The organism is Maritalea sp. (genome assembly GCF_051251695.1).
Classification (GTDB): Bacteria; Pseudomonadota; Alphaproteobacteria; order Rhizobiales; family Devosiaceae; genus Maritalea.
The window spans coordinates 160,420-173,552 of the sequence record NZ_JBPOEU010000004.1; the positions used below are offsets into that span (position 1 = coordinate 160,420).

Annotated in this window: 11 protein-coding genes and 1 pseudogene; 9 read left to right on the top strand and 3 right to left on the bottom strand. The window is 50.0% G+C overall.

Translation table 11 applies throughout. The annotated features are described in order from the left end of the window. Positions 1-21: 21 nt before the first annotated feature. The 3 genes from ACSHWX_RS03475 to ACSHWX_RS03485 are packed head-to-tail and all read left to right on the top strand — an operon-like array spanning position 22 to position 3,672. The gene (locus ACSHWX_RS03475) at positions 22-1,536 is read left to right on the top strand and encodes a di-heme oxidoredictase family protein (RefSeq protein WP_435666794.1); all 1,515 of its coding nucleotides are present in this window, start codon (positions 22-24) and stop codon (positions 1,534-1,536) included. After that, the gene (locus tag ACSHWX_RS03480) at positions 1,533-2,585 is read left to right on the top strand and encodes an imelysin family protein (RefSeq protein WP_435666795.1); all 1,053 of its coding nucleotides are present in this window, start codon (positions 1,533-1,535) and stop codon (positions 2,583-2,585) included. The genes ACSHWX_RS03475 and ACSHWX_RS03480 overlap by 4 nt, the downstream gene beginning before the upstream one ends. Before the next feature lies 1 nt (position 2,586). Continuing rightward, positions 2,587-3,672 (top strand): DUF1513 domain-containing protein, encoded by a 1,086-nt coding sequence (locus ACSHWX_RS03485; protein WP_435666796.1) that lies wholly within the window; start codon positions 2,587-2,589, stop codon positions 3,670-3,672. Positions 3,673-3,695: 23 nt separating this feature from the next. Here ACSHWX_RS03485 and ACSHWX_RS03490 read toward each other — a convergent pair whose 3' ends face one another. Continuing rightward, positions 3,696-4,268: a helix-turn-helix domain-containing protein gene (locus ACSHWX_RS03490; protein WP_435666797.1), complete on the bottom strand. Its 573-nt coding sequence runs from the start codon at positions 4,266-4,268 to the stop codon at positions 3,696-3,698. Between the two features lie 344 nt (positions 4,269-4,612). On the opposite strand from ACSHWX_RS03490, the gene ACSHWX_RS03495 reads away from it, so the two are divergent. The 6 genes from ACSHWX_RS03495 to ACSHWX_RS03520 all read left to right on the top strand — a co-directional run bounded on the left by ACSHWX_RS03495 (position 4,613) and on the right by ACSHWX_RS03520 (position 11,147). Then, on the top strand, positions 4,613-5,827 hold the full coding sequence (locus ACSHWX_RS03495; protein ID WP_435666798.1) for an ROK family transcriptional regulator: 1,215 nt from the start codon (positions 4,613-4,615) through the stop codon (positions 5,825-5,827). Beyond that, on the top strand, positions 5,820-7,070 hold the full coding sequence (locus ACSHWX_RS03500; protein ID WP_435666799.1) for a M20 family metallopeptidase: 1,251 nt from the start codon (positions 5,820-5,822) through the stop codon (positions 7,068-7,070). The genes ACSHWX_RS03495 and ACSHWX_RS03500 overlap by 8 nt, the downstream gene beginning before the upstream one ends. 18 nt (positions 7,071-7,088) lie before the next feature. Then, positions 7,089-8,138 carry a substrate-binding domain-containing protein gene (locus ACSHWX_RS03505; RefSeq protein ID WP_435666800.1) on the top strand — a complete coding sequence of 350 codons (1,050 nt, stop codon included), beginning with the start codon at positions 7,089-7,091 and terminating at the stop codon, positions 8,136-8,138. Between the two features lie 84 nt (positions 8,139-8,222). Further along, positions 8,223-9,176 carry an ABC transporter permease gene (locus ACSHWX_RS03510; protein WP_435666801.1) on the top strand — a complete coding sequence of 318 codons (954 nt, stop codon included), beginning with the start codon at positions 8,223-8,225 and terminating at the stop codon, positions 9,174-9,176. Between the two features lie 8 nt (positions 9,177-9,184). Further along, positions 9,185-10,390 carry an alanine racemase gene (locus ACSHWX_RS03515; RefSeq protein ID WP_435666802.1) on the top strand — a complete coding sequence of 402 codons (1,206 nt, stop codon included), beginning with the start codon at positions 9,185-9,187 and terminating at the stop codon, positions 10,388-10,390. Positions 10,391-10,394: 4 nt separating this feature from the next. Beyond that, positions 10,395-11,147, top strand: a complete 753-nt coding sequence (locus ACSHWX_RS03520; protein WP_435666803.1) for an ATP-binding cassette domain-containing protein — start codon at positions 10,395-10,397, stop codon at positions 11,145-11,147. 181 nt (positions 11,148-11,328) lie between these two features. Here the strand turns inward: ACSHWX_RS03520 and ACSHWX_RS03525 are convergent, their stop codons facing one another. After that, positions 11,329-12,246 carry an MYG1 family protein gene (locus ACSHWX_RS03525; protein WP_435666804.1) on the bottom strand — a complete coding sequence of 306 codons (918 nt, stop codon included), beginning with the start codon at positions 12,244-12,246 and terminating at the stop codon, positions 11,329-11,331. A 93-nt stretch (positions 12,247-12,339) separates the two neighbouring features. Continuing rightward, a pseudogene (locus tag ACSHWX_RS03530) lies at positions 12,340-13,133 on the bottom strand (IS3 family transposase); the annotation flags it as partial.

Genomic DNA, 13,133 nt, shown 5'->3' on the forward strand with positions numbered 1-13,133 from the left:
CCCTATCCTATTGGAGTTAAAATGAACCGCAGCATTTTGGCATGGGTCGCAACGTTTCCATTATTGCTTGGGCTTGCGGTCGCACAAGAGAACAACTTTGCTCGAGACGATCTTTCACCCAAAGATCGCAGCCGAGTTGAACAAGTCACCGCGCCAACTGATGACTTTTCTAAAGCTGAGCGCTTTGAAAACATGCAGGGCGGGAATGCGACTTCGCGCAAGCTGGTTTCCAAAGATTCATTTTCTCAATTTTCTGCAAACCTCACGTTTGAAGAAGAAGAGCAGTTCAAACTGGGCAATGCTTTTTTCGATAAATTGTGGGTCTCCTCACCCGCTTCCACTTTTGCCTCGGACGGGTTGGGGCCGTTGTTTAATGCAAGAGCGTGTCAGTCATGCCATCTCAAAGACGGGCGCGGCCATCCGCCGGCCAACGTACAAGACAGCCGAATATCGATGTTCCTGCGCCTCTCAGTTCCACCAAGGACTGAAGAAGAAAAAGCAAAAATTTCTTCCGGCGAAGTGCAAGTTATTGAAGAGCCAACTTATGGCCGTCAGCTGCAAGATTTGGCGGTTCCTGGCTTGCCTGCTGAAGGCAAAATGCAAATTGCCTATGAAGAAGTTCCCGTTACGCTGGGCGATGGTACAATCATCAATTTGCGCAAACCAACTTATTCGATCACTGACCTACAATATGGCGCTATGGACCCTAAGGTGATGATGTCGCCGCGCGTCGCACCGCAAATGATCGGGCTCGGTTTGCTCGAACAAATTCACCCTAGTGACTTGCTAGCCAACACGGACCCAAACGACACGAATAGTGATGGCATTTCGGGCAAAGTGAGTTGGGTTTATTATCCGGGTCAAGACAAACAAATCGGACGGTTCGGCCACAAGGCTTCCCACGCCACAGTACGTGCCCAGAGCGCTGGCGCATTTGCTGGCGACCTTGGATTATCAACGCCTGATGTGCCTAAACATTGGGGCGAATGCACGAGCAATCAAGCCGCTTGCCTTGCAGCACCAAACGGCGTGCAAACATCACAAGGCGATACTGAAGTGCCAGATCCGATATTGGCATTGGTTAGTTTTTATTCGGAAAACTTAGCCGTGCCCTTGCGACGCGACGTCAATGATCCAGATGTATTGCACGGCAAAGAACTATTTTATCAAACTGGCTGTTCAAGTTGCCATACGCCCAAATATGTCACCCGACGAGATGCCCCAAATAAAGCCCAACAGTTCCAGTTGATTTGGCCCTACTCTGATTTACTGCTGCATGATATGGGCGAAGGCCTTGCCGATAATCGACCAGTAGGCGACGCAAATGGGCGCGAATGGAAAACGCCGCCCTTGTGGGGGATTGGCCTCACCAAAATTGTTTCCGGCCACACGCAATTCTTGCATGACGGCCGAGCGCGCAATCTGTTGGAAGCCATATTATGGCATGGTAGTGAAGCACAAACCGCACGTGACAAAGTTGCTGATATGAATAGAATTGACCGGACCTCGCTTATCCGCTTTTTGGACTCCCTATGATGAAAATTTCAACTCTAATCGCCGCTTCTTTCCTGTTGAGCAGCCCGGCCTTTGCGGACAGTATTGAGGAGCGCGCAGTTCATGATTTTATTGTTCCTGGCTATCAAGCCTTTCAGCAAAGTGCAGCCGACCAAAGCTTGGCCATGGGCACACTTTGCACCAACAATGATCAGCGTAGTTTGGACGCGGCCCGCGCGTCGTTCGCAGATCTCGCCGATCGCTGGAGCCATGTCGAAATCATCCGGTTTGGCCCCGTGCTTGACCAGAACCGTCTTGAACGAATTTTGTTTTGGCCGGACCGTAAATCGATCGGCCTGAAACAAGTTCAGCGCGTCATCGCGCAAAAAGACGACACCGCGATTAGCATTGCAACGTTGCAGAAGAAAAGCGTCGCGTTGCAAGGATTGGCCGCGCTTGAATTTGTGTTGCATGGCAACGGTTCTGAAATTGAACTTTTGGAACAGGCAAATTTTCGTTGTCACTTTGGATTGACTATTGCCTCCTCAATCCACGAAGTCGCCGCAGAAATTGTCGACGAATGGCAAGGCGTGGACGGTTTTGGAACTTTGCTGATTAGTCCGGAAAATGTTGCGGAACTGTATCGGGACAAAAGCGAAACTATGCGGGACATTCTGGGCGTAGTTGCCCATGGTCCCGGCATCTTTTTTGATACACGTTTGAAGAATTATTTGGGTGATGCGGCAAAATCAGCGAAACCAAAATCCGCTCTATTTTGGCGCAGCGGGTTGACCTTTAAAAGTCTATCTTCAAATATTTCAGCATTGGGTGAATTTGCCCAAACCGTCGATTTTAATCGCGCATTGCAAGATCAAAAACACTGGGTTGCTAACAGCTATATTTTTGAAGCCCAGAACGCGTTGCGTGCGCTTGAGATCAAACACGAAGTTCTAAAAGCTGCGCAGTCTGATGAGCGTAGCAAGCTGGAATATCTAAAAGTGGTCCTCCACTCGATGGAGGAAATCGCGGCACAAGATCTAGCGCAAGCCCTTGGCCAGTCTACCGGTTTTTCGTCGCTGGACGGGGACTAACATGTGGTCCCGCCGCGACTTTATCCGCATCGCTGGTGGTGCCTACATCGCTTCGCTGGCGCAACCAGTGCAGGCCGCCCTGTCGCACTCTGATCAGCTATTCGCCGCGACCTGCAAATTCAACAATGGTGCATTCGGCTTAGCCTTCATCAGCGAGACCGGGGAAATCATTTCCCGCCAAGAACTCCCTGGCCGCGGCCATGATGTTGTGCAATGCCCCAATTCTGGAAATTTACTTGTTTTTGCCCGCCGCCCCGGCCTATTTGCTGCCCTGTTCGATAAGGCAGGCAAACCAATCGGACAAGTTACCGCCCCCGCTGGGCGGCACTTTTATGGGCATGGTATTTTTTCAAAAGACGGGAAAATATTCTACGCGACAGAGAATGATTTTGATGGTGCAAATGGCATTATCGGCATCTACCGTATCAGCACTCAACAGATTGAACGGATTGGCGAATTCGCATCAAACGGGATCGGCCCGCACGATATTCAACTCAGCGCAGACGACCAATTTTTGATCGTTGCAAATGGTGGGATTGAAACCCATCCAGACTTTGCCAGAACCAAGTTGAACCTTACCACCATGCGCCCCAACATTAGCTGGATCAGTGCAAAAGATGGCGCCGTGATGGCAAGTTTTGAAGCCCCCGCCAGTTGGCATAAATTATCGCTTCGACACATGGCCAGCCACGACGGACGCGAGGTTTGGGTTGGCGGTCAACAGCAAGGCAATGTGCTCGTCGATGTGCCCCTGATTGCCCGTGTTTCACTCGATGAGGGACTAAACTTCATTGAGTTACCCCCCTCACATCAACAAAATCTGGCTGGCTATGTCGGCTCAATAAAGCTCAATGCTGATGGCAAACATATTTGTGTGACATCCCCCAAAGGCAAGCGCCTGACCATCTTCGACCGACATGGCAATGTTATTCAGTCCACGCATTATAACGATGTTTGCGCATTGGCACCGAATGGAAAAAACACCTTCCAATTTGGCACGGGGTTTGGTGCATTTGGTGCAACTGAGGGTAAAGTGTTTGAAATTGATAACATCCAATTCGACAATCATATGATTGCTGTCCGCTAGAACTCTCTGCCATGCGCCGCAACTTAATGGCCAGCGATTGGATGCGAGCTGACCCAGAGTTCCGTCGTTTCAGTGTCACTCACAACTGTTGAAAAGTGTTCTTCTGACGTGTCGTGATGAATGGAGTCCCCGGCAACAAGATTGTACACTTTGTCGCCAATGTGATACTCAAGTTCGCCTTCAGCCAAATAGCAAAATACTTCGCCTCTGTGTTTCATTCGTTCAGACACTTGCCCGGGAGGTCGATGGATAATGCATGGATAGAACAGTGCACCTGAAAAACCGGGCCCCAATTTCTCGTACCAACGCCCTGCTTCACCAAGCGAGTAGCTTTCGCGATCTTTAGCTTTGGTATGAATTTCAAATGTTTCCCGGACATTGAGCAATTGCTCCATGCTGGTGTTCAAAGAACTCGCAATTCTCATAAACGAAGAAAACGACGGCGCACAAATACCCCGTTCCACCTGCGAAATAAACCCCACCGTTAATTCCGCCTCACCCGCGACCTGTTCTAGCGTTTTACCAAGCGCTTTGCGCCTACGGCGTATCACACGACCGATTTGATCATTGGTTGGCTCAGTTCTTTTTTCTGTCACTGTTATCCCCGCCAGTCTTATCTGCTGGTTGCCAACCCAACGAGGATTGGCTGCGGCAATGTGCATTGTCGTATTTTGCAAAGCAAGCCCAGATATTTGAGCACAAATTTTGTTCCGCGATGTTTCGTTTAATTTTGCGGCCAATTGGCCGCCCGCTTGTATCCGCGACTTAATTCGTGACAGCTTTCGCACTGTAGCGGTAAAATCTGTATTCAACGTCAAGTCAACGCAACTTTTTATGTGCATTCACAAACCGAAAACCTTGCGTGAAAGAATTTCCATTTGACAATTATCACATGCCATTCTATTAGTTCGTCAACTTACCGAACTAATAGAATGGCGCTATGACTGAAGCAGCGAACAACATACGCAAATTGAACAAATGCAATGTGTTTGAAACGATTGCCCATGAGGGACCGATCTCTCGTGCCGCGATTGCCAAGCGTTTAGGCTTGTCAAAGCAAACGCTGTCGGAAGTTGCTAAGCAGCTCGAAGATGAGGGCTGGGTTCGCCAAGTTGGACTTAACAAAGGATCTGTTGGGCGCGCTGCTATGAACTATGAAGTTGTGCCAGACGCCGCCTATGTCGCCGCTGTGGATTTGGGGGGGACGAATGTTCGGGTGGCCATTGCGGATTTGTCTTGCACAATTTTTGGTGAAGCTTCTGAAAAAACCAACCCAAAGGGCGGGCGCGATGTGGTTGAGCAAGTTGCAACCATCTGCAAATCCGTTATGGAAAAACACAATTTACCAACCTCCAAGTTGCGCTTGGTTGTTGTTGGAGTGCCCGGGGTTCCCGATGCATCAACTGGTGCCGTGCGGATGGCACCCAATATCGCTCACCTAGACAAGATTGACTTTTCTGGTGATTTACGGGCCGAACTGGGCGTTGATGTGATTGTAGAAAATGACGTTAATCTGGCGGTCCTTGGTGAGCATTGGGGCGGCATCGGACACGGATTTGACGACATCGCATATATAGCTGTTGGCACCGGTATCGGCGCGGGCATTATGGTGGGTGGCGAACTTGTTAGAGGGAAAAATGGTTCGGCAGGTGAGCTCGGCTATTTGCCGTTTGGTGCCGATCCATTTGAAGAGGAATCTTTGCGTCAGGGTGCGCTGGAACGTGCAACTGCAACAGATGCTATTCGACTACATTATCATGAATTAACGGGCAAAAAACTTGACGTTCGAGACATTTTTGATCGCCTTGAAACGGATAAAAATGCCCGCATTGTACTAGACCGAGTCGCAAGGGAAATTGCGCGGGCATGTGCAGCCATAATCGCGATTACAGACCCGGAACAAATAATATTCGGCGGCTCAATTGGCCGACGTATCGAATTGTTTGAACGGGTTCAAACCCAACTCGCCTTGCTGACGTCTTCAACGACAGAGCTTGGCATTAGTGGACTGGGTGGTCGTGCTGCATTAATCGGCGCTGCGTCACTTGGCTTGAGCCAAGTGCATGCAACATTGCTCACCGGTGGCATTCCGGGCGCAGAAATAAGCCTGCCGCCAGCAAAATTGTCAAAGTTGGGGGCGTTGGTCGATGGCTAATCTTCAAGAAAACTTGGGCAAACAATTGGATCGCGACAAAGCAATTTCTTTGCTGCGTGGTGCCGTTGCAAAAGAAAGTATCACCGGCAACGAAGCAAATTTTGTATCCTACTTGCAGGTTGAAATGAGTGCGCGGAACCTGGCGCCAACTTTGGAAGAGTTTTTGCCCAACCGTCCGAACATCTTTGGAAAACGGACTGGTGTAGGCGGCGGTCAAAACCTCCTTTTTATCGGCCATACGGATACAGTGCATGTAAATGGCTGGCGCGAAAAATGGGTCGGTGATGAGCGTGAGGACCCGTTTGGCGGCCCTATCATTGATGGCGAAATGTGGGGCCGTGGCACTGGCGATCTAAAGGGTGGGATTTGCACAAGCCTTGCCGCCCTAGATTTAATAGATGCTGCAGGGATTACCTTGAATGGCGACGTTTCTTTTGCCTTTATTGGCGATGAAGAGAGTGGCGAAGAAGGTTCGGGCGTTAGCGCAGGTATCGACCACCTAACGCAATCAAATGCGTTCCTTCACCAGCACAGCCCCAACTTTGCGGTCTATGTTGAACCCACTCAATTGCAAGTCTTTCCGGCTCAGATGGGTTTTTTCATCGCGGACATTGAGATCATTGGAAAGTCGGCCTATTTCGGCGTGCCAGAACAAGGCGTCGATGCCCTTAAAGCCAGCCACAAAGTGCTCGAGCAAATTTGGGCGCTATCTGATAAAATGGCCAATCGCGCGAACCACGACTTGGTTGGTCGCCCGTTCATTCTGGTGACTGAAGTCAAGGGTGGCGGCTATATCGCGGTCCCCGGCGAATGCAAATTGTCTTTGATTTGCAAATTGCTGCCAGGGCAAAGCCTTGATGACGCGGTGGCTGAGCTTGAACAGGCAGTGGAAGCCGGATTGGCGGAAACCGGTTGTTCTTTCACCATAAATTACCCGGCCGGTAGAGACCACAAGTTTGGCGGTTCCCCGACGGATATTTCACCAGAATTGCCAGCGATTACGCAGTTGGCCGAAATCATCACACAACATATGCCCGGACGGGGAAAAATTGACGGCGCACCATATTGGTCCGAAGCACCATTTCTTATTGAGCGCCTTAAATGCCCAACCGTTTACTGCGCGCCTGGGAATATCGCTAATTGTCATACGCTGGAGGAGCGCATTTCAATCGATGAATATTTTGCTGGCATTACAGCTTTTGCAGAATTCATCGTCCGCTTTTGCGGCACAGAAAAGCAATAACAAAGAGGAGAATTTTACATGAACTATTTGTCAAAAACCGCGCTATCGGCGATCGCTGCTCTGGCTCTAACCGGCTCTGCATGGGCGCAAACCGTCGGCCCCAGCGGCGAAGCCGCGACCCCTTCATCTGAAGTAACTGTAGCCGACAGCGACGTCGCCGCGCTTAAGGCTGGCAACTATAAGGCCGCTTTTGTTTGGCACGATCAATCTGATTTTGTTAGTGCTGTATCTTTGGGCGCAACGGACGAGTTTGACCGTTTAGGCATTGAAGTTGTGGCCACAACAAATGCTGGTTTTGATACAGCAAAACAACGCAGCGATATTGAAACGGTGATGGCAAAATCACCCAATATCGTGTTGGCCTTGCCACTTGATCCCGTTGCATCCGCAGCCGCCTTTAAAGAAGCGGCAGAAACTGGCGTGCAGTTGGTGTTTTTGTCCAATGTGCCCTCAGGTTATGTGCATGGTGAGCAATATACATCAATCGTAACCGATGATCTTTTCCAAATGGGCAAGCAAGCCGCAGACGCATTGGCTGCTGATATGGGCGGCAAAGGCACAGTCGGTTGGATTTTCCACGATGCGACATATTATGTGACCAACCAGCGTGACAATGCGTTTAAAACAACCATTGAAAACGATTATCCTGATATGGAAATTGTTGCATCAGCTGGCATTAGTGACCCTGCTCGGGCTGAAGAAATTGCAAACGCAATGTTGCTTCAGCACCCAGATCTTGGTGGTGTTTATGTGACTTGGGCCGGTCCGGCTGAAGGCGTACTGTCTGCCCTTCGCTCGAATGGCAACAAGACCACCAAAATTGTAACACTTGATCTTTCCGAACCAATTGGCTTGGACATGGTGCGTGGCGGAAATGTTAGCGCGATGATTGCTGACGAAGCTTACGAACTTGGCCGCGCCATGGCTGCATCCGCTGCCCGTGGGTTGCTTGGTCAATCAAGCCCTGCATTTGTGGTTGCCCCTGCGGTGACAGTGACAAGTGAAAATGTACAAGAAGGCTGGATGCTCTCGCTACATCGCGATGCGCCTAAAAGCCTAACTCAATAAACTCCCTCTGACCTGTTGGGGGCGGCGATGCTGCCCCCATTTTTGGGGTCTAACACCCAGTTCGCTTGATACAGGATTTTGCTCATGCAAAAGCTAGCCCAACTTTCACAAAAACTAAATTTGACGCAATATGTCGTCTATATTGGTTTTCTCCTGATCTTTTTGTTTTTCGCCATAACCCTTGGTGATGACGGGTTTTTGACCCAACGTAATTTGACCAACATCGCTCTTCAGACTGCGCCGACAACAATTATGGCGATCGGGCTGGTGTTTGTTCTCGCTGCCGGGGAAATTGACCTCTCCTTCGGCTCAATTGTCGCTGTTTCTGCGCTGGCCAGCGCCGTGGTTCTTGGCGAGCAGCCACTGTTTTTCGGCATATTGGCAGGCCTTGGCGTCGGTGTAGCAATCGGCTTTTTTAACGGCGTGTTGGTTGCCTATTTGCGCCTGCCGTCCTTTTTGGTGACGTTAGCAACCATGGGGCTTTTTGCTGGCATCGCACGCTCCATGACCAATTTACGATCTGTGCCCGTTCTCAATTCAACATTTACCGATATCTTTGGTTCGGGCTCTTTGTTTGGGGTGCCATCGCTGGTTTTGTGGACCATTGGCGCGGTTACTTTGGGTCACTTCGTGTTTCGCGAAACAAAATTCGGCGCCCATGTCTTGGCGACAGGCGACAATCCACGCGCCGCACAAGTTTCTGGCATTAAAGTGCCGCGCGTTCGTTTGTTGGTCATGATGGCATGTGGCGCATGTGCTGGTTTAGCCGGGCTGCTTTATGCAGGTCGCCTGCAATCTGCACGCTACACATTGGGTGAAAGCGATCTGATGACCGTCATCGCAGCCGTCATCATAGGTGGCACCGCGTTAAATGGCGGTAAGGGCACCATAATCGGGGCTTTGGTTGGCTCATTGATGATGGGCATGCTCAATAACGGCCTTATTTTGATGGGGCTTTCTGTTTCGGACCAAATGATTGTGCGTGGTCTAATAATTCTAATTGCCGTTGCGATTTCATTGCGCGACGTGAACCGATAGGAGCAGTTATGTTTCTCGATCTCATTCGAAGAAGAAATCCAAAGCTGGTTGAAACAGCAATCGCCTTGCATCAGGCAGGTAAAATTCCAGCCAATGCCTATGTGCTTGATTTGGACGCGGTAGAACATAATGCTGCAATTTTGCGCGCCGAAGGCGACCGTTTGGGCATGAAGGTTTTTGCCATGACCAAACAAGTTGGTCGCAATTCAGCCTTCTGCAAAGCATCCATTCGTGGTGGTGTTGATCGTGCAGTTGCCGTGGACGTGGCCTGTGCCGTTGCTTGTATGCGGGCGGGTCTTCAAGTCGGCCATGTTGGCCACCTTGTTCAAGTGCCGAAGTTCGAGGCTGATCTGGTCGCTGGATATATTAAGCCCGATTACTGGACAGTGTTTAGTATTGAGAAGGCGAAAGAAGCGGCAGTTGCTGCAAAAAGGGCTGGACGTGTTCAAGATCTCCTCGTGCGCATCAAAGCAGATGGTGATACTTTTTATAAGGGCCATGAAGGTGGCGTGAAGGCCGAAAAAATTGTTGAGTTTGCCCGTTTAGTTGACGGTTTGGATGGCGCTAGATTTGCTGGCATTACAACGTTCCCAGCTTTGCTTTTTGATCAAGAAAGCAACGAAGTTTTGCCAACCCATAACTTATCAACGCTGGAAGCCGCAGCGGCTGCGCTGGTTGATGCTGGGTATCACGATATCGAAATCAATGCGCCCGGCACCACATCTTCTGTTGTGCTTGAGGCGCTGGCAAAAGCTGGTGCAACACAGTGCGAGCCTGGCAATGCTTTGCATGGTACCACCCCATTGCATGCGATCAAAGACCTACCGGAATTGCCAGCAGCGGTCTATTTGAGCGAAGTCTCTCATCTGCATGAAGATAAAGCATATTGTTTTGGTGGCGGACTTTATATCGACCCGGTATTTCCAGACTATGATGTTAAAGCCATCGTATCGTCGACGCCAACTGCCGACGCAGCGGCATTGGCAAGTGTTGAAATCCCGCCCACAACGGCCATCGATTATTATGGAATGATTGATACCACGCAAAACGTGACGCCAAAATCTGGCGATAGCGTTGTGTTCGGTTTTCGTGGGCAGGCATTTGTAAAGCGGAGCTATACGGTCGGCGTATCTGGGATTTCCAAAGGCATGCCAAAAGTCGAAACAATTGAAAATATATTTGGCCAGGCAGAAGCTTGGCCCAACTTGAGGTAGTCAAATGAATAATCAATCTGTTGATGCGCCTCAGGATGTGCTGCGGCTACAAAATATCCACAAATCTTTTGGCGGTATTGTCGCGATCGAGGATTTTTCGCTCGACTTGAAAGCGGGCGAAATTGTTGCGCTTGTGGGCGACAATGGCGCGGGTAAATCAACCCTGATTAAAATCATTTCAGGTGTTTATAGCCCAACCTCGGGCGCAATTTCGTTCGATGGCAATGAAGTGAATTTCAAAGATGCAACGCAAGCGCGCGCATCCGGCATCGAAGTTGTCTACCAAGATCTTGCCTTGGCCGATGAACAGGCTGTCTATATGAATATGTTTTTAGGACGAGAGCAAACACGAGGTCCACTAGGCCAACTGGACCGTAAAAAAATGATTGCGGAAACCGAACAACTGGTTGAAGAACTCGATGTCCGCATTCCATCCGCACGCACGACCATTCGCAACTTATCCGGCGGCCAACGCCAAGGCGTAGCAATTGCACGGGCAACCCATTGGGCAAAAAAGCTGGTACTGTTGGACGAGCCAACGGCGGCGTTGGGCGTGGCGGAGACCGCAAAAGTTGAAAAGCTTGTCGCAAGCCTGAAAGAACGAGATCTGGCCGTGCTGATCATCAGTCATAGTTTAGATCAGGTGTTCCGCCTATCGGACCGGATTTGTGTGCTGCGCCGTGGCCAACAAATCGGCATTCGCGAAACTGCAAAAACAGACAAAAACGAAATCGTTTCAATGATCACTGGGGTTTGATGTGCTGAAGTTTTCGGACAACCCGTTTTAAAAGGAAATTCTAGCCAAAAGTGTGAAAGCGCAGCGCCTGTCTTTGTGCCAACTCATATCGACATCTCGTCCAGCAAAACTACAACTAGACCCCTTAGAATGGATTCTGCGCTAACTTGAAAACACACAAACCCAGCTAAAACAGAAAAGCTTATCGGATGGCTTTCACGGCAAGTTCTGCCATTTTCATGATCGCGTCGCGTGAGCTTGCGACGGCGATAAAGCGTGCATTGTGGCAAAATTTGGCGCCTTTAACACCGCTTGCATCTTCAAGCGCCGTATCTGTCAGACCTGCCCACTCGGCAGGTAAATCGGCGCGTTGCTCAAATGTATCACTCGACAATTTGATCCCATTCAGCGTCCAATCTTCTCCACGCGGATACACGACGAAAAGCATGTGATCGGCACCGGCTTTATCAAGGGCGGATCGGTAGGGCATACCCGAAGGCAGCTCGAGGACAGGCGATGAGCCTGCTTTGGTGATAGCGTCCAAAACGATACTCTGCGCGCGGGCTTTGGCAGCAAGGTTGAGGATACTTGCCTCTATAAATCGGCGTGCAATAGGTAATGCGGCAACAAACGCCTCATCATCAGCCGTTGGTGATGGATCGTCAAACACGGGTTTCAAACTACCCAAAAGCGAAGGAAGAGTTAGGTCTGAAAGCGGCCCAGCAACAGAAGGCTCGATCGCGCCGTTATCCAAAAGGTCGATTGGCCGCACAAACTTGTTGTCAAAAGCCAAATGGATGATTTCAATATCATGCGCAGGCACAAAGATCGCCGCCAGATATTCCCGCCCATAATGGGCCCAAATCAAACCGAATGAGCTGAACGGTTGGCCATCTTCACGCAGTGGACTTGGCCGCTGGTGGTGGTCAAAAATCTGGGCTTTGGCATTAAAGTCGCCACCGACGTCATATATGACCTTATCGGCTGCGGGAACAAGCCAATGTGGGTCGCGGCTACGCACCAATGTGGCGTTAGGGAAAAGGCGTGTGAGCACGACGGAGGACATCAACTCATCTGCATGGAAACCGCCAGAATGGGTAACTAGATGTTCGATGGTCATGACAGGCACTCCAAAGGCTAGCACGTCTTAAATCCATCCCGCGCTTCCGCGTGAGGGATAGTTTCAACGTTGGTCTGAATAGCCCCGTGTTTCCTAGACATTCTGCGGGTTCAGTTTTTGCTGCTTTTCAAAGTCTGCGGGTGAGACATCCCATTGTTTGCGTGTTTGCGTTTCGGATTGTAGAACATTTCGATGTAATCGAACACGTCTGACCTTGCTGCATCGCGCGTCTTGTATGTTTTTCTGCGGATACGCTCGCGTTTGAGCAGACTGAAGGAGTTTTCTACAACGGCATTGTCGTGGCAGTTTCCACGACGGCTCATAGAGTGCTCAAGGTTATGTTGTTTGAGAAACGATGCCCAATCCATGCTGGTGAATTGTGAACCTTGATCTGAATGGATCAAGACTTTGTTTACCGGTTTCCTTCGCCAAACAGCCATGAGTAATGCCTGCAAAACAAGATATGTTGTCTGGCGGCTTTGCATTGACCAGCCCACAATATGACGAGAGAAAAGGTCGATGACGACTGCCAGATAAGCAAATCCCTCATAGGTTTTAATATTAGTGACGTCTGTGACCCAAGCCGTGTCTGGCGTAGCCACTTCAAATCGACGATCCAATGTGTTGTCGACAACAATTGATGGACGTCCACCATACTTCCCAGGTCGGCGTTTGTCTTCAACAGCACGCTTGCTGAACGGTCGTTTTAACCACGCGTAGAAGCCGCTGGGATGGACACACAGCAATCGACACATAATACGAACTGTGAATGCTAAGCGATGCTCCTTGATAAAGGCGTACTTCACTTTGCATCTCTGGCGAAGTACACCGTTGCCTTTTTTAGAATGTCGCGCTCCTCGGTGACGCGCGCAAGCTCCTGCTTCAGT